The following is a 21,397-nucleotide window of genomic DNA, read 5'->3' as shown; positions in this document are numbered from 1 at the left end:
CCCACTGGGTAACATGTTACATTCTGGTGTTGCTTCTGGGTAATGTTCACTAAATGGATCTCACTGCTCATAGCTCCGGCGCGGAATCTCCCGCCGGCCGCGCCGTCTCCGCCCCGCAGACCATGGCCTCGCAGGTGATGAATCACGTGCGCGATGCCATCCAGGGCGGCGAGATGTCCAGCGGCACGTGGTACAGCGTCTACCAACTCTCCGAGCAGCTCGGCATTTCCCGCTCCCCCGTGCGCGACGGGCTGCTGCGCCTAGAGGAGGCCGGGCTCATCGAGTTCGTGCGTAACCGAGGCTTCCGCGTAGTAGAGCCCCAGCCAGAAGACGTGGCAGATATCTTCGAACTGCGCCTAAGCATCGAGCCCCCCGCCGCCGCCCGCGCCGCCCGCGACCGCAGCGAAGATGAACTGGCCGAGATGAAAAACATAGCCGCACAGATGCAGCGTGCGGTCGAATCCGGCGACGAAGCCACTTTCTTTGCCTGGGACCAGCTGCTGCACGACTCCATCCTGGCCGCCGGACACAGCCGGCGCGGGCGCGACATCCTGGCCACCTTGCGCACCCACACCCGCCTGCTTTCCGATTCCACGGTGCGGCGCTTCCGCTCCCTCGAACAGGTGCATTCGGAGCATCTGCCGGTGATTGAGGCCATCGCCCGACAAGATCCTGAACTGGCCCGAGCCGAGATGGCCGCGCACATCCGCGCCACTGGGCTTCTCTTACTACGCCAGAACGTGCTCAAGCGGAATCCTGGACTCAACGAGCGCGCGGCGGGCACACAAGCGGATGCCATTTGGGCACGCTATACCTCACGCCCTTAACACCCGGGGCTTAGTCCTCGGTGCTGTAGTGATGCTCTTGAGACTGCGGCTTGGGGCGATAGTTGAGCACGAAGGCACAGACAGCGCACGCCGTGGCGCACGCGAAGGTCACCGGCGCCAGCCAGTTCTCCACCCCTAGTACTATGCTCCCGTTCAGCGAGACAACGCCGAAGAACTGGGTAGCGATAATGGCCACTCCACCCAGCATGAACAGGGCCATGAAGCTAAAGAATAGGACTTCAAATACCCGGAAGATGGCTTGCATTTTTCTTTCTCCTTAAACTGCAAACTGCACTTATTTCTCTTTTAGCTCTTGATTTCTGCCTTCTAGGCAGGGACATAGATGGGCAGCCATCCCATTCCGATAAGCCAAGCGAGCAGCATCAAGGGCAGAACGAAGTAGACTATGAGCGGCACGAACATCTTGGGAGGATCCGCCTCGGCCATTGCTGCGGAGAGGTAAATGGGAGCTCCGACCGGCGGCGAGGCGCCTTCGGTAGAGGTGCACAACAAGATAACGACGATGGCTGCGGCGGGATCGAGGCCGACCGCAGTCAAAGCGGCGACAGCCGGAGCACCGATCGCTGCCGCGGTTGCCGTGGATGAGAGCGGGGTGGCAACAAGCACGGTCAAGATGGCGACGGCGATGAGCATGATCCAGCGGGGCAGATCCAGGGCATCAAGTATCCCGGAGAGCTGGTCACCCACGCCAAGCTCCTCCATAATTTTTGCAGCCGACAGCGCCGCGAAAAGTGAGATACCGACGGTGGCAAACTGCGAGGAGTCGCGCTTGAGCTGCGCCCTAAACTGAGCGTTGTTGCGCCGGATATGCTTTGCGCCTTCCAGCAACGCGATAAGCGTAATGAGAACCGGAACCCAGACGATGATGGAGATGGACTTGACCGCATCTGTGCCGAGCTCTTTGGTCAGGTAGCCCGCAACGGGGCCGATCGTCAGGATGACGGGAATGACAATGCCCATGAAGATGGAAGGCGAGCGCCAGCCTTCGCGCATGGACTCGCGGAAAGTCTTGATTTCATCGCTAGACGAAGCCTCTATCTTGTCCTTGCGCGTCCACCAAAAGACCACGGCAAGGCGGTAGAGCACTGCGTAGGCGCCGCCGCAGGCCAGGGCGACGTAGACGCTCGAGGCCGAGGCACCTGCTGCGGCCGGCAGCGCCAAGATGATAAACATCGTGGAGTTAGGAGGAAGCGCCACGCCAAGCCCGGAGTTTCCAGCAACAAGCGTGGCCGCCCGGGTGGAGCTCCAACCGGATTTCTTCATCCACGGGATGGTCACCGAGCCCACGGTGGCGGAGTTTCCCGCGGTAGAGCCGGCGATGAGGCCGATCATCGCCGAGCCCAGCGTCGAGACATAAGCCGCGCCACCACGCAGCCGCCCAAAGAGGGAGTTCAAGATCTCAATCAGCCTGTCAATGAGGCCAGTTGCCTGGACGATGATGCCCATGAACACAAACGCCATGCCGGCAAACGTGACTTCTGACTGCGCGGCCTCGAACATAGCGTTGCCCAGAAGGGCTGGCGCCTGAGTTCCGCCCAGTAAGGCGGTGGCGATCAGCGCAATGACGAGGGATTCCGAGATGTCACGCTTAACAAACGTGTTGAAAACCACCGTCACTGCAATAAAGACTAAGAGAGCTGCGATGCCCACTATGCGCCTCCTTAAATTGCTCCAGTAAAGTGACGAGGCTCACCGTAGCATGTTACACGCCACACACAGGCAGAATTGCCCCTTAGGGCTTACCCCTTTCCTACCCCCTTGAGGTTCCAGGGCTTCCCCACCTCCACGCGTCCCCATCTCTACACACGGGCCTCCGCATGGAACATGATGCAAGGTTGATATGTGCACTTTCGGTTGCTATCCATAACCTTCGAGGGGAAGAAAGAACAAACATGAGCTCGCATTTCCCTTCCTGGCCACGGACATCGAGGCAGGAACAATCTCCACACGGTGACCCATTCGTTTTCAAACCCCCAGGCTTCTCCCAGTTGTGCACTAGGGTGATTTCAGCTACATGCCCCATACTTGCACTTGTGCGTTTGAGAGAGCGCATGAGAAAGATAGAGAGAGAACCCCTAGTCCGCAGGGCGGCTTCAAGCCGATAGCGTGACACCTTTCAGAGAGACGAGTGGAGCCCCGACTTTCAAGGCCGGGGCTCCACTCGTTTTCTCATTCGGGCCAGCACTTTTAGCCCAAGCGGGCTGCCTCCGCACGGGACGCAGGATCGAAACTCGCACACAGCGCGCCGGTAACAAAACGGACTGCGCCCAGTGGCGAGGAAGAACCAAGACCTTCCGCACAGCGTTGCAGGCCGGGCATTCCTATGCTTTCACCGGGTCGAGTCATAGAGAAGTAGGAGGCCGCCGTGAAGGCTCCCTCGTTAGAGCGCAGGGCATTATAGGAGCTCATGATGGTTTGCCAGGCCACTGCCCCGACCGGATCGGTACGGAACTGTTCTTCTTCCGGGCTAAGCGCTGCCGCCTGCGGGGCGACCAGTGACGTAAGCACAGCGGTGGCGGCTGCAATTCGAGTGAGCCGACTGAAAGGCGAGGAGATGCGAGATGAGAGAGTCATGCGCCTATCTTGCCATAGCAGGAAAGGTTGGGCTTGCTCGCGAAGCCAGTCAGCCCAGCACGCCAGGACCAGCTTGCCAAGCATGTGCCCGGCGGCGACCTGCGCATAGGCCTTGTCGAGGTTCGCGGCCGATATGGGGTTTAGTGTGAGGGTATTGGTGGGGTGGAGGGAGCCGGCTTCGACAAGCGTGGCAACGTGGGTGAGGAGCTCGTGCTGGGACACTCCACAGCCGCTCCCCTACAGCACCTGCGGCGCTGGGTCGAGGACAACGTCATCCATTAGGGCAGCACTGGGAAAACTCTAACTCAGCCAAAGGTCTGCTCAGCGGTAGGAGTGAACATTCCGCCCTAATACAATATTGCGCACAACTAAATTGTGTGCAATATTGTTCTTATGAGCGTGACAGACAAGATGGTGTGCTTTTCCCTTTACTCGGCCGCACGAGCAACCATGCGGGCTTATCGCACGCTGCTTGAACCGTGGGAGCTCACCTACCCGCAGTACCTCGTGATGGTGGTGCTGTGGAATGACGGCCAGCAGAACATGCAGTGTTTGGGCGAGGCCATGCAGCTTGATTCCGGGACCCTTTCCCCCCTGCTGCGCAGGCTGGAGAAGGCCGGATACCTCGCCCGGGAGCGCCGCGATAGCGACGCCCGCATCGTCACTGTCACACTCACTGACGCCGGCACGGCGTTGGAATCCGAACTTGCACACATCCCCACTCAGGTACGTGAACTCATGCTCACCACGGATGATGAGCAGGCACGCCAGCTGCTCTCCACCCTGCAGGAGATGTGCGCTTCACTCAATCAATCTGGCGCAGAAAAGCCAGACAAAGCTTGAAGGAGCTAGAGATATGACACCGCTGTACACCGCAGAAGCACTCGCCACCGGAGAAGGCCGCAACGGCCACACCGCCACCTCGGACGGCACCATCAGCCTCGACCTCGCTATCCCCAAGGAGATGGGCGGCAGCGGCGCTGGCGCCAACCCCGAGCAGCTCTTCGCCGCCGGCTACGCCGCCTGTTTCCACTCCGCGCTCCAGTCCGTTGCGCGCAGCCAGAAAATCAAGCTCGCCGACACCTCCGTGGGTGCACGCGTGAGCATCGGCTCCAACGGCCAGGGTGGTTACGGCTTGGCAGTCGAGCTCGAGGTCACTATCCCACACCTGAGCCACGACGAGGCCCAAGCGCTGGCGGATGCCGCGCACCAGGTCTGCCCCTACTCCAATGCCACCCGCGGCAACATCGAGGTCACCGTCACCGTCTCCGACGACTAGGCACTTCGGAAACACACAGAAGTACGCAGCAAGACCCAGAAACACACGGTCCTACCCACCCCAACAACTACCCAAGGAGCACTCATGCGCGCCCTCATCCACGATTCATTCGGCGAACCCCAAGACGTCCTGCACGTAGAGGAGCGTCCCCTTCCGGAGCCAGGCCCCGGCCAGATCCGCCTGCGGGTGCGGCTTTCGCCCATCCACAACCACGACATCTGGACCATTCGTGGCACTTATGGTTTCAAGCCGGAGCTGCCGGCGCCGGCTGGTACGGAGGTACTAGGCGTCGTCGACAAGCTGGGTGAGGGCGTCACCGGTATCGAGGTAGGCCAGCGCGGCGTGAGCGGCACCTCCTTCGGTGTCTGGGGCGATTACGCGCTTGTCGATGTCGCCGGGTTCATCCCCGTCCCCGAGCAACTGCCCGATGAGGCGGCGGCCCAGCTGGCGCGTGCCCGCGGGGTCAACGTGTTGGGCTTGGTGCGCCGCGACGAAGGCATCGAAGAACTCAAGGCCCAGGGCATTGACACCGTGGTCTCCACCGCCGACCCGAAGTGGCGGGAGCAAGCAGCAGAGATTACCGGCGGCGCCCCGATTCGCGCGGGCGTGGATTCCGTCGGGGGTCAGTCCTCCGGCCAGGTTCTCTCCCTGTTGGCGCAGGGCGGCACCCTCGTCGTCTTCGGCGCCATGGCCGGACCCACCATGGAACTGCCCTCCGGTCCCATCATCTTCCGCGACCTGAAGGTCAAAGGATTCTGGGGCTCGCAGGTCAGCCGTGACATGGATCCGGCCAAGAAGCAGGGACTCTTTGCTGAGCTCATGCAGCGCATCAGCGCCGGCGAGCTCACCCTACCCGTAGCCGGAGTCTTCGGCCCGGAGGAGCTCCCCGCCGCCATCGACGCCCACTTCACACCCGGCCGCGTGGGCAAGGTATTGCTGCAGTTCTAGGCCTGTGGGGCTTGTTTCTAGCGAATTTCTACACTAAAGTTATGACCTCAACCATAAGTACGGTTGAGGTCATAACTTTAGATGATCTCCCGTTTCCCGGAAAGGTGACCCAATATGAGCTCACAGCAACAAAGAGCGGAATGGGTCTCACAAGCTGAGCATAGTTTGTATCTTGAGGGGCTTCTGGTCAGCGCAGAGCACCACAGCAATGCTGAGTCTTACGTTGCAGGAAAGATAAGCGCAGACGAGCTGGTAGCAATTACCCGCTCCCGTTTCGGACTCAACTAGCGGCCTTGAATCCAGCTGATGGAATCTGATCACCATCAGCTCCCGAATATCCGAGAGGCGCAATATATACCGGGGAACTATTCGACTTTCATGAATCGTGAGGCTTCGTCCAAGCCAGCGTGTAGCGATAGTAGAACCGCCGTCTAACTCGGCTGCCGGGGAGGATCCTGGCGGCAGCCCCTCGAATCTCGGTGAACGATTCGAGGGGCTGGGCGGTCGTCATATTTGGATAGCCGGACTCTCTATGAGCCTTACTCATCAACCGAATCGGCACCAGAAGCAGCCCGGAGATGACCCAATCAAACATGCTCTTGTTTCTTGCCAGTCCAACGATTCGCAGCTGCCCTCCTGGGCGTAGGAGAAGACGCATGCGCTCAAGAGCGGGGATGAGGGGCATGTGGTGCAGTGCAGCCACACAGACAATAAGGTCGAATCGCTGTGTATCGAGTTCGGATGAAGTGAGGAAATCGCCGCATATGAAGCGCGCCTTCGATGGAATTGAGAGGCGCGCTCTTGCCCGCGAAAGAGCCACTGCGTCGGGGTCTATGCCGGTGATGTGTTTGGTTCTTGACGCGATCTTCTGAAGAAGGAGGCCGTCTCCACAGCCAACATCGAGAATGCGACTGTCGTGGTGGGGAACGGAGGCGAGCAGTTCTGGGTGGTAGACGGTATTGTGATTCCAGTAATCTTTCAAATCTTCACCCCTGATTCTTAGAAAGCCTCGACACGGGATTCTAGCATGTCTGCAAGAACTCCGGATGGGGCCGAAAGCTGGCGAAGATCCAGGCTTCGAGTGTTGCCTCCGAGTAAAGACTCGAGTAGATGACTAAGCCGCGCAACGCGGGCTCTATAGTGGAACAGGTTTATACCTTATCTTTGTAGCCCTATGTCTCTCCTCACCCTCTTTGCTTTTCATAAGGAGCAGTTTTGTCCGCGCTGAGCCCTACCTCCCACGACGCCGTCAACCTGATGAAGTTCCTGGCCCAGGTCCAACAGGTCAAGTCTAAGAAGACCCGCGACGTCAAGCAGTACAGCAAGGATGGGGAAGTCATCTGGCTCGGCGCTCTGGCCACGCACCCGGACCTCCTCATAGACATCGCCGCCGCGCCCGGCGAGCCTTTCCTCATCGTGGGCAAGCCCCGCGACGTGCTCCCGCGCGAGATTCCTTCCCTATTGCGCGAGTTCGTAGAGGGCGAGACCAATAATCCTTCCCAAGCGCCCACCTTCCCCCTCCTAGGCGCCGATAGCGAGCCGGGGCTCCTGCGCCTGCGCGATGAGTGGCTTAAGGCGTGGAACTCCTGGGCCGACAAAGCCCGGCGCGACAGGCCCGTCCATGCCTTGTATAAGAAGCTTTTTAGCATTCGCAACGCGATGAGCACCAAGGGCGATGCCCTGGAGCTGGTACTGGCCGCGGGCGTTTTATCCTGGCAGCCTACCGACCATGAGCCGGTGCAAAGGCACGTGCTCTCCGCACCGATTGAGATTCACCTCGATCTCAAGACCGGTGAGATTAGCGTCTGCCTGGCGGAATCGGTGGTGGCGCTAAGCGCTGAGTTCGACATGCTCGACTCTAGTGCGCTGGGCTCGGCGAGCGTGGTGACCAAGGTGCGCCAGAGCCTGCAAAACCAGGATGTCCCCTCCTTTGAGCCCGACTTCGTACGTGAGATCTGCGCGCAGGTGGCCTTTCAGCTGCACCCCGATGGCCGCATCAGCGAGGACACGCGCCTGCCCGTACCTGGTCTGGCGCCTATCATCACACTCTCGCCCGCCATTATTCAGCGCACGCGCAAGCCTTCTGATCTGGCGGCAGTCTTCGAAGGCATCGCGGAGACCATCGTCGAGAGCAACCGCGTACCCCAGGGGCTTATGCCGCTTGTTGACCCGGACGCGGTGCCCTCTTCCCGGCCCTCCGATACCCCGGGTGCGCTCATTGAATCCGAGGGCGAGTTCTTTGGCCCCTTGCCGCTCAATGAGGCGCAGAAGCAGATCATCGACAGGGTGGACTCCAACGCCCAGACCTTGGTGCAGGGCCCTCCCGGCACGGGCAAGACCCACACCGCCGCGGCTTTGATCACCCACCTTTTGGCCCAGGGCAAGCGCGTCCTCGTTACCGCAGAGACCGACCGCGCACTCCTTGAGGTCCGCGGGAAGCTGCCGGAGCCCATCCAGGACTTGGCCGTTTCCGTCATCGGGCACAGCGCCGCCGAGCAAAGCCAGCTCTCGCGCTCCATCCAGGTGATCTCCAAACAAGCGGATGCTTTTCACCCCAAGCACAACAAGGCCGCGGTCAAGAAGCGCGAGAAGAAGGCCGCCTCCCTGCTCGCTGAGCGCAAGGGGCTTTATGCTGATCTGGCCCGCGCCTATGAGGCGGCCGGCACCTCCTGCGACATCGAAGGTTTCTCGGGCACGCACGGCGAACTAATCCAGTATGTGGATTCCCACCGCGGCGAGTATGAGTGGATCCTTAAGGATTCCCTGCTGCGTGCCTGCGACGCCGAACAGGTAAACTCCCCGCGCTTCCTCGCTTTCCTGCGTGCCCTGACCCAGCTCGATTCCGACGTGGACGCGGCGGTCATCGAAAAGCTTGCCCAAGAAGAACTGCCGCTGAGCCTCCACGAACTCACAGAGCTCAAGCAACTCCAAGAAACCACTGCCGCGCAGGTCGAAGCGCTGCGTTCCCAGTGCCCCTCCACGCTGCGCAAGGCTCTGAACAATACCGGCTCCCTCCCCACCGCCCAGATTGAGGAGAGGCTCGAGCGGACCCGGCACGATATTTCTACCCTCGTGGACTCCCAGGGAGGTTGGCACGCTGACGCCGCCCTAGAGATCCTCGGTGGCATTCGCGAGATCTGGGAGGACCGTGCGGCCCAGCTGGACCGCGCCGTCGTCAAGGCCAGCGATCTTGTGGCAAAGTCCCGCCGGTCCATCTCCTTTGAAGGCGAGGCGGGCCTGCTCCTGCGCCAAGCCAAGGACCTGCTGGCACACCTCGATGGCGGCGGAAAGACCGTGGCCCTGCGCCCCGATGGTGCAGCCAAGCTGGGCATGCTCTCCCCCGGCGCCTATAAGCGCAACCGTATCCTGCTGGACTCCGTGCGCGTCGACGGCGTTGCCCCCGTGGAACGCGCGGACCTAGAATCCTTCATCGCCCACGGCGAATTGGCTCGCGCGGTAGAGTCCATGGCGGACATCATTCCCGGTATTCGGGTGGAGCACTCCTTAAGCGATAGCGCCAAGATCGAGGAGTACCGCCGCGCCGCGGCCTCCCTCAGTGCCCTCATTGACAAGCTGCAGGCGGCGGAGAAGACCAATGCCTTCCTTAGCGAGCACCGGCTTCCCCCGCTCAACTGGCTTGACGCCGACGCCGTCCCCGCACTGCTGGCTGCAATAAAGCTGAAGGACAAGCGCGGCGAACTCGCCCGCATTAAGGAGGAGCACACAGCCGCGCTCGAGATGATCAGCACCACCCTGTCCACCGTGGGTGAGAGCGCCGCCGCCGTCATCGAGCCGGCCTATGCGGCCGTGCGCGACTTCGATCTCGATGCCTACTCAGAGGTCATCCAGGCTCTCGAGGAGCTCCACGCCCGCGAAAAGGAGCTCGTGGAGTTGCGCGCCGAGGCCGCCGCCTTTGGCGCCACCGGCCGCGAGTTGCTGCGAACCTTCCCTGCCATGCCCCGTGCGCAGCGCCTGACCACCCAGCTCGAGTACTCCGGCCGCCTGCCCCAGCTTGCCAAGGCCCAGGCCTGGGCCCAGCTTGAGGAGCAGCGCCAAGGTCTAATCAGCACCGACATCGACCGCATTCAGCAGCAGCTCTCCTTCATCGAGGACCGCCTGCGCAAGCAATCGGCGGAGCTGGCCCAGCACCGCGCCTGGAATCACGCGGTCTCCGGCGATAGGCTTTCCCCCCAATCACGCGCCGTGCTCAAGAGCTACGTGCAGCAGGTACGCAAGCTGGGCAAGGGCACCGGCAAGTACGCGGCCATGCAGCGCGCCGAGATCCGCAAGACCCTCGATAACTGCCGCGCCTCCATCCCGGTGTGGATCATGCCCCTCTTCCGCGTCACTGAACAGCTGGCAATCCAGGAGAACATGTTCGACGTGGTCATCGTGGACGAGGCCTCCCAGTCCAGCATGTCCGCGGTATTCCTGCAGTACCTCGCCCCGAAGATCGTGGTCATCGGTGATGACAAGCAGGTCTCGCCCTCCGATGTCGGCGTGCGCCAGGACGAGCTTTTATCCCTAGCCAACCAGCTTATCCCGGAGTTGCCTTTCAAGAACTCCTGGACAAGCACCGGCCGCTCGCTTTTCGACGACGCCAATATGCGCTACGGCGGCCAGCTCACCCTGACTGAGCACCGGCGCTGCGTTCCTGAAATCATCGGTTTTTCCAACGCCATTGCCTACGAAAACAACGGCGTCCCCCTCGTGCCGGTTAGGCAGGTCACCGCCGACCGCCTCAGCCCCTTCCGCCTGGTGCATACCCCGCAGGGTGAAATGACAGGCACGGCCACCAAGCGCATTAACGACGCCGAGGCCCACGCCATCTTGGACCACCTCAAGCAATGCCTTGAGGATCCACGATACGAGGGCATGACCTTCGGAATCATCTCCCTGCTTGGCTCCGCGCAGGCCGCGCGCATTGAGCAGCTCCTCCTCTCTGAGATCGACACCGCCGTCATCGAGGAACGCCAGATCATGGCCGGGATCGCCCCCGACTTCCAGGGCGCTGAGCGCGACGTCATCTTCTTGTCCATGGTGGCCTCGTACCGCGGCGACGTGCGTTTTAATGCCCAGACCCGTGAGCGCGACGTGCAACGCTATAACGTCGCCGTCAGCCGCGCCAAGGAACAGGTGTGGGTCTTCCACTCAGTGCAAGCCGCGGAGTTAGGCAACCACGAGGACATGCGCTTCCGCCTCCTCGACTACGCTCGTAACACCCTGGCCGCCGCCGATGCCGCCGCCCAGAAAGCCACGGAGACCATCGCGCTGCCAAGCGAAGGCTCGCTGACTGAACCCTTCGATACCACCTTTGAGCAAGACATCTACCGTGAGCTTAGCCAACGCCACTTCCGTATCCTGCCCCATTACAACGCGATGGGCCACGTCATCGACCTCGTGGTCGAAGGAGACAAGGCCCGCCTTGCCATCGAGTGCGACGGCGATTCCTGGTCCACCCGCGAGGCCTTCAACGCGCAGATGCAGGCCCAGCGTGAACTGGAGCGCTGCGGCTGGCACTTCTACCGCATCTGGGAAGAGGACTACCGCGCCGACCCCACAGCCAGCCTGGAGCGCCTGCTCAGCGCAATCAGCGCGCAGAACATCGTCCCCCAGCCAGCCACCACTGTTCAAACAGCCACCACAGCCCAAACACCAACCACAACCCGAGCAACCACAGAGCCCAGCCCCTTCTCCACCTCCGCACCGGTCACACCGTCCGCACCAACTGCGCAGCAATCCGCGCATGCCGGACATGCCGAACAGGCCGGGCAAGCCGAGCCGAGCGAAGAATGGACTGGCAAGGTATCTAGTGAGTTCTCCTATGAGGACGACTTCTACGCCGACGACGAGTTCTCCAACAACCCCTTCGCCGCGCTAATCGAAGCCGAGGCCGGCACCGACAGCCCCGAGTACAGCGCGTCCACCGAGCACATCAATGACGCTGACGACGATGATGATAATGATGACGATACCGAGGATTACCCCACCGATCCCCTCGGCGGCTCCCTGAGCAATCCCTTCTCAGCACAGCCCGAGCAGCCTGCACAACCAGCGCCCGCTCTCCGGAAAGCCGGGCTCCCCAACCCGTTGCTTGTCCGTCAATCCAATGGTGAGGAAACGCAGCAGCGCTTCCCGCTGCAGCCCTCCTCTGCTCGTTCGGAGCTAAGCGTCGTCCTCGAGGCGGCTGAGGGAGACATCCCGGCTCCGGAGAAGTTCACGCCCTTCGACGGCTGGACCGTAGGTGTTTCTCAGGCAGCGCGGAGTCAAGTTGAAGCGGGGCTCATCGATGTCCTTCAGGCAGAAGGCCCTATCCGGGGAGAAAGGCTCTATCGGCGATACCTTTCGGGATATAACGGCCGTATGAGTAGCGAAGTAAAAAAGACACTCAAGCAGGCTCTAAGACTCGGTATCCAGAAAAACACAATTCTAGTCAGCAACCCCCTGCGCCGCCGTAGCATGGATGACCGAACCTTCTATCTTCCAGGCCAGTTGCCGGTGCTCCCCCGCGAACTTGGTGGACGTAACCTTCAAGAACTGCCTGCAGAGGAAGTGATCACAACAATGAATCTCTTCCCCGACGCCCCAACCGCAGCTGAGCTCTTCCAGCTCTGCCGCAAGTACTGGGGTCTAGGCCGACTCTCTGACAAGGGGGCCGTATTCTTGAGCGATCACCTCTCGCTGAGTACTTGGTCCGGGCAAGCTTAAAGCGTTGCCTGGTGAAGTAGTCCTTTAGTGGAAGACCATGCCACCGTCTGCGACGATGGTCTGCCCTGTGATGTAGTCAGAGTCTTCGCCTGCGAGGAGTCCGATGATCTTGGCCACGTCTTCCGCTTCCGAGAGTCGGTTTAGGGTGATGTCCTTGGTGAACTGCTCCCATCCCCACTCCACAGGCTTGCCTGCGGTTTCTGCCAAATCCTCCGCCAACTTCTTCATCAGCGGGGTGCGCACGATGCCCGGTGCATAGGCGTTGACCGTAATACCGAACTCTGCCAGATCCCGCGCGGTAGTTTGAGTCAGCCCGCGCACCGCGAACTATGTTGCACTGTAGAGCGGAATGCCTTTGTTGCCTTTCACTCCGGCCTGGGAGGCCGCATTGATGATCTTTCCCCCGTGACCCAGCTCCTTGAGCTTGGCGGCTGCTGCCTGCGTTCCCCACAGCACTCCCTTGAAGTTAACATCGAAGATCTTGTCGACATCCTCTTCTGTGACCTGCTCCAAGGCGACCTGTGGGGCAATTCCCGCATTGTTAATGATGACGTCAAATCCGCCCAGTTCCTTAGCAGTGGTTTCTACCGCCGCATAGACACTATCGCGATCTGCCGCATTGACAGCAACTGGAATGACGCCGGCTTCTTTGCCTCCTAGTTCTTCGGCAACGGTCTGAGCCAGCTCGAAATTCCAGTCCCCGATGGCCACTTTAAGGCCATCACGCAAAAGCCTTTCGCCCCCTGCACGACCAATTCCTTGGCCACCTCCGACCATGAGCGCGACCTTGGTGTTTTCTGACATTTTTCCTCCTAGATTGCATTTATACGGGAGTTTTTCCCGCTCGGCTTGAAAAGCTTCCGCCGATTCTAGAGCTTTTTCGAGCAGTCCACTTGAACGGTGTACATCAGTATAGAAGGTTGCACCTCGCATACCCCTAGGGGTATATTGAAGCCACCAACCACATACCCCCCGGGGTATTGAATCTAAGGAGAACACTATGTGCCGAGCCGTCAACTGCAAGAGCTGCGGGAAGACAACCTGGGCCGGATGCGGCAACCACATCGATTCCGTCAAAGCCACCGTCCCCGCCGAGCAGTGGTGCACCTGCACACGGGATGACGCCGCGCAATCCGGCGGCTTCAAGGGGCTTTTCGGCCGCATCTTCGGATAGCAGTATCTCCCCTTTCCCGCATCTGCCTTTCCCCTTTTCCCATCACACGCACCTGGAGAAATAATGACCACATCATCCCCTGCCCTGTCATCACGCCCCACCACCGTCATCGTGGGCGGTGTCGCTGGCGGCATGTCCACGGCCACGCGCCTGCGCCGAAACGACGAACATCGCCGCATCATTGTGCTTGAGGCCTCCGGGCACGTGTCCTTTGCCAATTGCGGGCTGCCCTATCACGTCGGCGGAGTCATCCCGGAGCGCGAGGCACTGTTGCTCCACACCCCGGATAGCCTCAAGGAACGCTTCGACCTCGATGTGCGCGTCAACACTCGGGCCACAGCCATCGACCGCCATGCGCGCACCGTCACCACCGATTCGGGCGAGGTAATCCCCTATGACACGCTGGTGCTCTCCCCCGGAGCGACGCCTTTCCTGCCGCCGATTAAAGGCATTGAGCACGCGCTAAGCCTGCGCACCGTCGAGGACGTTGACCGCATTTCCGCCGCAGTTCCGGGCGCGACAAGTGCCGTCATCATCGGCGGCGGATTCATTGGCCTTGAGATGGCGGAGAACCTGCGCCGACGCGGACTGGAGGTCACCGTTGTTGAGGCTGGGCCGCAGATCCTTGCGCCGCTGGATGCGGAGATGGCAGGGGTCGTCGCCAAGCGCATGCGCGATAACGGGGTGCGCATCCTCACCAACTCCCAGGCCACCCAGGTCACTGCAAACTCGGTGGTGACCGCGGATGCAACGGTGCTGCCGGCCGATGTCACCATCGCCGCCATCGGCGTGCGCCCTGCAAGCTCGCTCGCGGAAGATGCTGGGCTGGAAACCACCGGGCGCGGTGGCATTGTGGTTGATTCTGCGCAACGCACCAGTGACCCCCACATTTTTGCGCTGGGTGATGCCGCCGCCAAGAAAGACCACGTCAGCGATGAGGACACCCTGGTTCCCCTGGCGCAGACCGCCAACCGGCACGGGCGCCTCGTGGCCGATGTCATCGCCGGGCGCCAGGTGAGCTCCCTGCCTGTTTTAGGAACCGCCATCGTAGGACTTTTCGGCCTGGCCGCAGCCACGACCGGCTGGAATGAGAAGCGCGCCCGCGCCGCCGGGAAGACCGTGCGCATCATTCACCTCCATCCGGCACACCACGCGGGCTACTACCCCGGCGCCAGCCAGCTGCACATGAAGCTCGTCATCGACGCCGACACGGATGCCATCCTCGGCGCCCAGATCGTGGGCGAAGAGGGCGCCGATAAACGCATCGACATCATCGCCACGGCCATGCGCGCGGGCCTTAGCGCCACCGACCTGGCGGATCTGGAGCTGGCCTATGCCCCGCAGTTCGGCTCCGCGAAGGACCCCATCAATATCGCCGGCTTCATCAACGACAACCTCGTCCACGGCGAGGAGACCGTGCAATGGCACGAGCTCGACGCCCGTATTACTACCGGTGCCACGCTTGTCGATGTCCGCTCCACCACCGAGTTTGCCTCCGGCTCAATTCCCGGCGCGCTAAATATCCCCCTCGACGAGCTGCGCGCACGCCACGGCGAACTCCCCGCCGAAGGCGACATCATTGTTCACTGCCAAGTGGGATTGCGCGGGCATACCGCCGCCTGCCTGCTGAAGAACCTGGGCGTGGGCACCAGCGTTGCTAACCTGGATGGCGGTTACCTCACCTGGAAGCATGGAAAGGCCACGCTATGAAATTAGAACCCACCGCGGTCAAGCCCTCCGTCGCACGCCTCAAGCGCGCCCGCGGCCAGATCGACGCCGTCATCCGCATGCTCGAGGCTGGTGAGGATTGCGAGGCAGCAGTGACCCAGCTAGCCGCAGCCGCCAAGGCTATCGACCGTGCGGGTTACTCCATTATCGCCACCGGACTCAAGCAGTGCTACCGCGAGGAGGGCCCAGATGGGCTCGACGCCGAGCGGATGGAGAAGCTGTTTTTGGCCCTGTCTTAGGGCAAGCCGCTCTAGCTATCGCACAGCCAGCGCGCGGGGTTGTCCGTCAGAATCTTGTTGACTTCCTCTGCACTGATACCTAGGTACTCTAGGCTATCTCTAAAGATTGTAGGTACAAAGGCGAATCCGTTTCCGCCATTCTTTATCCACATCTGTTTGAGAAAGAGATCGTGGCTGAAAAGCAACTGCTCAGAATAACCATCACGTATTAGCCCCGCCACTGCTTTCAGAGTTTCGGAGACTGAGGGAGATGCACCTTCACCAGGAAAGGTGATGTCCAGACCGATCATATCGAACTCGAGAAAGACGCCGCGGTCGAGCAAACTCCGCTGATACTGGGGATCATTTCCCGAAGGATCGCTGTGTGCCAGCGAGACTTTTTCGGGTGGAAGATTTCCTTCATTGATGAGTACGTCTAAGACTTCGTGAGGTGCTGTTGCAAAGTTGGGCGGAGAGCAGCGAAGACTCAGTTTCTCATTCCCTGATGGCCGCTGCGTGTGGGCGTTGTTAGGCCGTCTCGAAGACCCGGTTGACGATCACCGCGTCCGGGTTCGGTTGCCCGTGAGGTCAAACATCGTGCCTTGCCCTTTCCGCAATGAGTGCATCGCCTCCATCCCTTTCAACGTCCGATATGCAGATGTCCGGTTCTTAAAACGCGCCTTTCGACCCGAGGATCCGCTTCAGCCGACCACGGTCGCCTTCCAGGATGTTGTTGAGGTATTTCACCTGCCGGTACCACCGTGTTTGCTTGTCCAGCTCAGGGGCGTATTTCTGGACCCAGCGGTGAGAATCGTGGTGTGATCGACCGGCACGCCCCGCTGAAGTCATCATTTCCTCCAGATCGCGGTAGCTCACCCCGTAGCGGCAGTGACCTGCGCACTGCCCACAGAATGATGTCACGGGGGAAATGACGACCGGAGAAGATACCCATGGCTGTGATTATTTCACGTCGATCTTCCTACTGCCCCAACTTTGCAACAGCACCCCTCGGAGTGTTAGTCCAAGCGCAGCGTGGTGATCGCCATGTGTTGATTTTGATTGGCGTGCAAATCGGAGTGCCTGGCGAGGGTTCGGTAGATTGGGGATAAATACCATAGCCAGCAGAAACCGACATTGATTGGGGGAAGCCGTGGAGGCTGACACGAAAGCACTGAAGAAGATCATGACGGTGGAGGGTCGGTACGTAATTCCTACGTTCCAGCGTGATTACGAGTGGACCCGGGAAGGGCAGTGGGAGCTGCTCTTTGAAGACCTTGATTCGGTGGCCGGCCGCTTGGGCGCCGCCCGGGTGGAAGCAGAAGCAACCGGTTCCTCCCAGGCCAGGGCGGAAAGAAGTGTTGCTCCGCACTTTCTGGGTGCCGTGGTGTGCGATCAGCTTCCCTCTCCTACCGGTGGGCTCACCCTGTCGGCGGTCATTGATGGCCAGCAGCGGCTGACAACCCTGCAGCTACTGGTACGCGGCGTGCTCGACGTGCTGCAGGAGACCGGGTCGGGGAGGGCCCGGCAGGTCAAACGTCTGCTGGAGAATCCCGAGGATGTCATCGACCATCCTCATGAGCGATACAAGCTGTGGCCGCGGCGTAAGGATCGCGATGTCTGGCCGGTGGCCATGTCCGATGAAGTACCCGCTTACGGCACCGAGGACCATCTGTATCTGCAGGCCCGCCGGTTTTTCGCGGACTCTGTGCGCAACTCCCTGGTGGATGACCAGGGGCGGGACCGGATTGATGATTTCGTTGACGCCCTGCTGGATCTGTTTAAACTGGTGGTCATCGACCTAGACGACAACGATGATGCTCAGGTCATTTTTGAGGTCCTCAATGGCCGCCAAACCCCGTTGGCCGCCTCAGACCTGGTCAAAAACCTGCTGTTCCTGCGAGGAGAATTAGCTGATGAGCAGGAGCTCGAAGAGCTCTACGACGCCTACTGGGCCGAATTTGATGAACCGTGGTGGAAGAAGCAGATTGGTGTCGGTCACGCCGCCCGCGCCCGACGTGATGTGCTGTTGTCTGTGTGGCTGACCGCGGTGTCCGGGACAGAGGCTAATGTCGGGCGTCTCTACGGGGAGGTCCGCCAGTACCTGGCCGGTGGTGACCATAAGACCAAGGACATCCTGATCGAGTTGTCCGAGTACCGGCAGGCCTATAAAGCCATTTACGGTGCCCTTGACTCAGGTTCGCCACGTTTGGCCCAGTCCTACCGGAATCTGGTGATCCTCAAGCTGCAGACAGCGGTGCCTTTGCTGGCGTGGTTACGGACCCTGCCCGCAGGCAGGCTCTCTTTGGCAGATCACGAGAGGGCTGCCGGCGCTGTGGAGTCCTGGGTGCTGCGCCGGATGATCCTGGGGGCCAACACCCGCGGTTATAACGCAGCTTTCCTCGGAGTGCTCAAGAGTGCTCAGGCAGCCGCACGTACCCCGGAAGCCAATATCGCTGATGCCGTCGTCGCGGCACTGGCTGTGAGCCCAAACTCGCTGGCCTGGCCTTCGGATGATGAGATCACATCTGCCTTCACCCAGGATCGGTTCTACGGCCGGTTCACCCAGGAACGCATCCGCCTCATACTCGGTGCCATTGATGCGCAGATGCGGGTCAACAACCCCAAAACCGAACCGGCGGTCTTCGACTACGCCCAGCTGCAGATCGAGCACCTCATGCCGCAGCGCTGGGAACCACACTGGCCCCTACCGGCCAGCGTCGGTGAGGATCCTGCCCAGCGTGAACTGGCTACCTCCGAACGCTCCGCAGCAGTGGACCAGATCGGCAACCTCACCCTCGTCACCTCTGCGTTCAACCAGGGCCTTTCCAATCTCGGATGGGATCAGAAGCGTCCTGAGCTGGCCGCCCAGTCAGCCCTGCAACTGAACCTTCCCATCGCCACTACTGAACATTGGGATGAGGAGACGATTACTGCCCGTGGAGAGGCGTTAGCAGATATCGCCTGTCGGATCTGGCCCCGTTGACGGGCATGAGATCAGGCGAGACTGGGACAACGCGTAACCGCTGGAGTATTTACCTCTCCTGCCGGAAAGAGCGAGGTGTGGTTTGTGGTCGTCGACTCTGATGAGCATATGAAGACTTATTTGCCCGTTTCCTCCCCTCAGTAAACCGGGGGGTGGATTACTTCTACCCTTAGTCTCCGACAGCATCAGACCGATTCAAACTAACGCTCCCTCTGCCCCTCGGCAGCTGAAGGATCAGCGTGCGCGTGTAACATGATCTGCATGAGGGACAGCACTGCGAGCATGTCGATTTATGAAGGTGAAGACGGGATTCTCCTGATGGGATCCCCCGATCTTCTGTCCGCGTTCGACGATGAGTTTCAGCTGACAGGTAATCCGCTCTCGTCGAAGACAATGTCTCGTTTGGGAAATGCTCTTGGGGGAGTAGCGGAGCTGCAGGGGCAGAGCGGAAGATGGTTGAAACTTGATTCTGAGTCGGCGAGGTTTCTCCAGGACAGGGGCATCAAAGACGTCGCCGCTGGGGTGGTACGCCGCAAAGATTTTACTGAACTTGGCAATGGTGGGCAGATCGTCAAGCATCTCCACTTTGAGGCTGCTGGTTTGTTGACTCCCGCTGCACCGGCGGCACTTGCTGCAATGGCAAGCCAGGCTGCTGTGGAAGCGGCGCTGGAGGACATCCAGGAATATCTGGAGAAAATCAACGAGAAGCTGGATCAGTTACTCAAGCAGAAAAAAGTGGAGACTCTGGGACGACTGGGGGGAGTCACTCTGACCATTTATGAGGCTGAAGCCGTCTATGGAGAGACAGGCACGGTTTCTACGGTGAACTGGTCCAAAGTGCAGACTATTTCTTTGGAATTGAAATCCATGCAAGCTGAGGCTCTTTTCAAGCTGAAGTCCATTGCGGAGGACTTTGAGCAACACACGAAAAATGTCGGTAAGATTGCGGGGGCTCTGTCGCAGGCGCAGGAAGATGTGTCGTTCTGGTTGGGAGTTTTGGCACGAACGCTGGAACTTGATGAGAGAGCGTATTTACTGGAGTTCGCGCATGTCGCAGACCACATCCCTGATCAACTTGAAGCCCATCGTCAGGGGATTCGAATCGCCCGGACAGAGCGGGGACAGCTTATTGCAAACAGCCTGCGTGCGATTGCCTCGTTAACCACTGCTGCTGCCGGGATGTCGAATTTTAGCCGGTTCTCGAGCCCGTTTGATGCTAAGCGGGTTATTCGACGGGTGAACGACATCAATCAGGCTATCGGAGAGTTCGCCCGATATGTCGATCTGGAGACATCCGATATCGGACTTCTTGATTACACACCATGGCGCCATTCGGCCAAGGGAGTCGTGGATGATGCCGCTTCTCTTCTCGGTTCTGTTGGTTCCGAGGCGGTGGGCCGGGTAAAGCAGGCCAGCGAGCATCTCCAGGATCGTAGGGACAAGGCTCTTCTACTAAAAGCCGAGGAGATTATGGAGAAACGTCGGAGAAGAGAGGCTGATACCTCGGTAGAAATGGTTGAAGAGACTTCGATAGAAGACTGATTCTCTCGAACGGGTGCTGTTGCAAAGTTGGGGCAGTAGGAAGATCGACGTGAAATAATCAGAGCCATGGGTATCTTCTCGGGTCGTCATTTCCCTCGCGAGGTCATTCTGTGGGCGGTGCGGTGGTACTGCCGCTACGGGGTGAGCTACCGAGACTTGGAGGAAATGATGACTTCAGCGGGGCGTGCCGGTTGATCACACCACGATTCTCACCGCTGGGTCCAGAAATACGCCCCTGAGCTGGACAAGCAAACACGGTGGTACCGGCAGGTACCTGACTGGTAGGCCAGTTCCTGGCGGGTGGATGAGACCTATATCCGGGTCGGCGGCAGGTGGTGCTACTTCTGATCTGGCGATCACCGCCGGTGGCCAGACCCTGGACTTTTACCTGTCCCCAAAGCGTAACGTCGCCGCAGCGAAGCGTTTCCTGGCCAAGCCCCTGAGGTCGAACACGATAACCGGGTCCCCGCGGGTGATCAACACCGATAAAGCACCCTCCCTGGCCAGGGCAATCGCCGAGTTGAAGTCAGAGGGAATCTGCCCGCCAACAGTGGAACACCGGCAGGTGAAATACCTCAATAACGTCATTGAAGGAGATCATGGGCGGCTGAAAAGGATCCTGGGGCCGAAGGGGGCGTTCAAAAACCGGACCTCGGCGTACCGGACGTTGAAAGGGATGGAGGCGATGCACTCATTACGGAAAGGCCAGGGCGCGATGTTTGACCTCACGGGCAACCGAACCCGGATGCGGTGATCGTCAGCCGGGTGTTCGAGGCTGCCTGAGAACGCCGACCCGCAGCGAGCATCAGAGGATGAAGACTGGGTCGTCACGGCTCTCCGCCTGAAGTTTGCAACAGCACCAAGATGACTACCTAGGACTAGAGACTGTAAATCTAGGAACATTAACAGGCGGAAGCGCCACAAATATTGTCCCCGATTCAGCGTCCGCAACTTTCGATTTCCGGACCATTGCTGATTCTGATGAGCTTGTAAATTGGCTGAAGAAGGCGTTTCCAGAGCTTGAGATGTCCTCGATCTTAGATCTCGAGCCGGTTCAAACCCGCACAGTCCCCGTGAAGTTGGAACGCTTTTCCAGCGCAGAAGCCACGACCTTTTTCACAGACGCGGCCCGATTAACCAGTGTTTTTCCTTGCACACCCTTCGTAATCTGGGGTCCAGGGTCTCCCACCCAAATGCACGCGCCTAATGAATCTCTCGAGCTGTCCTCCCTAGAAGATGCTATTTCCAATTTCATTCGCATTCTCGATTGAGGCAATTATTCCGACTTTTAACCTCACTTTGTGCCCCCAGCAGCTTCCATAGATCTTTTGATGTAGCCCTCTTCACAAACCCGCGTGACAGGCGCTACACTGTCAAGCTATAGAATTGTTCAAC

General features: G+C 59.9%; 17 protein-coding genes and 3 pseudogenes. 13 read left to right on the top strand and 7 right to left on the bottom strand.

Annotated features, from left to right (window positions below):
- Positions 1–53 precede the first annotated feature (53 nt).
- Positions 54–827, top strand: coding sequence for a GntR family transcriptional regulator (locus tag F4V60_RS03165; RefSeq protein ID WP_075729298.1), 774 nt, complete (start codon positions 54–56; stop codon positions 825–827).
- A gap of 10 nt (positions 828–837) precedes the next feature.
- Here F4V60_RS03165 and F4V60_RS03160 read toward each other — a convergent pair whose 3' ends face one another.
- The 3 genes from F4V60_RS03160 to F4V60_RS03150 form a co-directional block, all read right to left on the bottom strand.
- Positions 838–1,092 carry a hypothetical protein gene (locus F4V60_RS03160; RefSeq protein ID WP_075729297.1) on the bottom strand — a complete coding sequence of 85 codons (255 nt, stop codon included), beginning with the start codon at positions 1,090–1,092 and terminating at the stop codon, positions 838–840.
- Positions 1,093–1,154: 62 nt separating this feature from the next.
- On the bottom strand, positions 1,155–2,498 hold the full coding sequence (locus F4V60_RS03155) for a TRAP transporter large permease subunit (RefSeq protein WP_075729296.1): 1,344 nt from the start codon (positions 2,496–2,498) through the stop codon (positions 1,155–1,157).
- A gap of 537 nt (positions 2,499–3,035) precedes the next feature.
- Entirely contained in the window at positions 3,036–3,644 is a 609-nt protein-coding gene (locus tag F4V60_RS03150) for a hypothetical protein (protein ID WP_141256010.1), read from the bottom strand.
- A gap of 171 nt (positions 3,645–3,815) precedes the next feature.
- Between F4V60_RS03150 and F4V60_RS03145 the strand changes: the two genes are divergently transcribed.
- From F4V60_RS03145 to F4V60_RS12500, 4 genes are all read left to right on the top strand, one after another.
- Positions 3,816–4,265 (top strand): MarR family winged helix-turn-helix transcriptional regulator, encoded by a 450-nt coding sequence (locus F4V60_RS03145; protein WP_174775547.1) that lies wholly within the window; start codon positions 3,816–3,818, stop codon positions 4,263–4,265.
- A gap of 13 nt (positions 4,266–4,278) precedes the next feature.
- A complete protein-coding gene (locus F4V60_RS03140) occupies positions 4,279–4,701 on the top strand; it encodes an organic hydroperoxide resistance protein (RefSeq protein WP_075729294.1) in 423 nt (140 codons plus the stop codon).
- Positions 4,702–4,785: 84 nt separating this feature from the next.
- Positions 4,786–5,649: a zinc-binding dehydrogenase gene (locus F4V60_RS03135; protein WP_075729293.1), complete on the top strand. Its 864-nt coding sequence runs from the start codon at positions 4,786–4,788 to the stop codon at positions 5,647–5,649.
- 114 nt (positions 5,650–5,763) lie between these two features.
- A complete protein-coding gene (locus tag F4V60_RS12500; RefSeq protein WP_170216840.1) occupies positions 5,764–5,937 on the top strand; it encodes an antitoxin VbhA family protein in 174 nt (57 codons plus the stop codon).
- Positions 5,938–6,025: 88 nt separating this feature from the next.
- Here F4V60_RS12500 and F4V60_RS03130 read toward each other — a convergent pair whose 3' ends face one another.
- On the bottom strand, positions 6,026–6,631 hold the full coding sequence (locus F4V60_RS03130) for a class I SAM-dependent methyltransferase (protein ID WP_075729292.1): 606 nt from the start codon (positions 6,629–6,631) through the stop codon (positions 6,026–6,028).
- A 233-nt stretch (positions 6,632–6,864) separates the two neighbouring features.
- On the opposite strand from F4V60_RS03130, the gene F4V60_RS03125 reads away from it, so the two are divergent.
- Complete coding sequence (locus F4V60_RS03125) at positions 6,865–12,357, top strand: AAA domain-containing protein (RefSeq protein ID WP_075729291.1); 5,493 nt, start codon at positions 6,865–6,867, stop codon at positions 12,355–12,357.
- Positions 12,358–12,381: 24 nt separating this feature from the next.
- Here F4V60_RS03125 and F4V60_RS03120 read toward each other — a convergent pair.
- Positions 12,382–13,134, bottom strand: a pseudogene (locus F4V60_RS03120) (acetoin reductase).
- 223 nt (positions 13,135–13,357) lie between these two features.
- Here F4V60_RS03120 and F4V60_RS12495 point away from each other — a divergent pair.
- From F4V60_RS12495 to F4V60_RS03110, 3 genes are all read left to right on the top strand, one after another.
- A complete protein-coding gene (locus F4V60_RS12495) occupies positions 13,358–13,531 on the top strand; it encodes a hypothetical protein (protein WP_170216841.1) in 174 nt (57 codons plus the stop codon).
- 63 nt (positions 13,532–13,594) lie between these two features.
- Entirely contained in the window at positions 13,595–15,241 is a 1,647-nt protein-coding gene (locus F4V60_RS03115; RefSeq protein ID WP_075729290.1) for an FAD-dependent oxidoreductase, read from the top strand.
- The gene (locus F4V60_RS03110) at positions 15,238–15,498 is read left to right on the top strand and encodes a metal-sensitive transcriptional regulator (protein ID WP_075729289.1); all 261 of its coding nucleotides are present in this window, start codon (positions 15,238–15,240) and stop codon (positions 15,496–15,498) included. The genes F4V60_RS03115 and F4V60_RS03110 overlap by 4 nt, the downstream gene beginning before the upstream one ends.
- 11 nt (positions 15,499–15,509) lie before the next feature.
- Here F4V60_RS03110 and F4V60_RS03105 read toward each other — a convergent pair whose 3' ends face one another.
- The gene (locus F4V60_RS03105) at positions 15,510–15,968 is read right to left on the bottom strand and encodes a phosphotriesterase family protein (RefSeq protein ID WP_084559123.1); all 459 of its coding nucleotides are present in this window, start codon (positions 15,966–15,968) and stop codon (positions 15,510–15,512) included.
- A 37-nt stretch (positions 15,969–16,005) separates the two neighbouring features.
- Positions 16,006–16,429, bottom strand: a pseudogene (locus F4V60_RS03100) (DDE-type integrase/transposase/recombinase).
- A gap of 198 nt (positions 16,430–16,627) precedes the next feature.
- On the opposite strand from F4V60_RS03100, the gene F4V60_RS03095 reads away from it, so the two are divergent.
- The 4 genes and pseudogenes from F4V60_RS03095 (at position 16,628) to F4V60_RS12945 (ending at position 21,273) form a co-directional block, all read left to right on the top strand.
- Positions 16,628–18,460, top strand: a complete 1,833-nt coding sequence (locus F4V60_RS03095) for a DUF262 domain-containing protein (protein ID WP_075731010.1) — start codon at positions 16,628–16,630, stop codon at positions 18,458–18,460.
- 282 nt (positions 18,461–18,742) lie between these two features.
- Positions 18,743–20,002 (top strand): hypothetical protein, encoded by a 1,260-nt coding sequence (locus F4V60_RS03090; protein ID WP_141256098.1) that lies wholly within the window; start codon positions 18,743–18,745, stop codon positions 20,000–20,002.
- 66 nt (positions 20,003–20,068) lie between these two features.
- Positions 20,069–20,785, top strand: a pseudogene (locus F4V60_RS03080) (IS6 family transposase).
- 65 nt (positions 20,786–20,850) lie between these two features.
- Entirely contained in the window at positions 20,851–21,273 is a 423-nt protein-coding gene (locus F4V60_RS12945) for a peptidase dimerization domain-containing protein (protein WP_075729285.1), read from the top strand.
- Positions 21,274–21,397 lie beyond the last annotated feature (124 nt).

It is taken from the genome of Corynebacterium flavescens (genome assembly GCF_008693105.1).
In the GTDB taxonomy this organism is placed as follows: domain Bacteria; phylum Actinomycetota; class Actinomycetes; order Mycobacteriales; family Mycobacteriaceae; genus Corynebacterium; species Corynebacterium flavescens.
The sequence above is the reverse complement of the archived record's forward strand: the minus strand, read 5'-3'. Positions and strand labels throughout refer to the sequence as shown.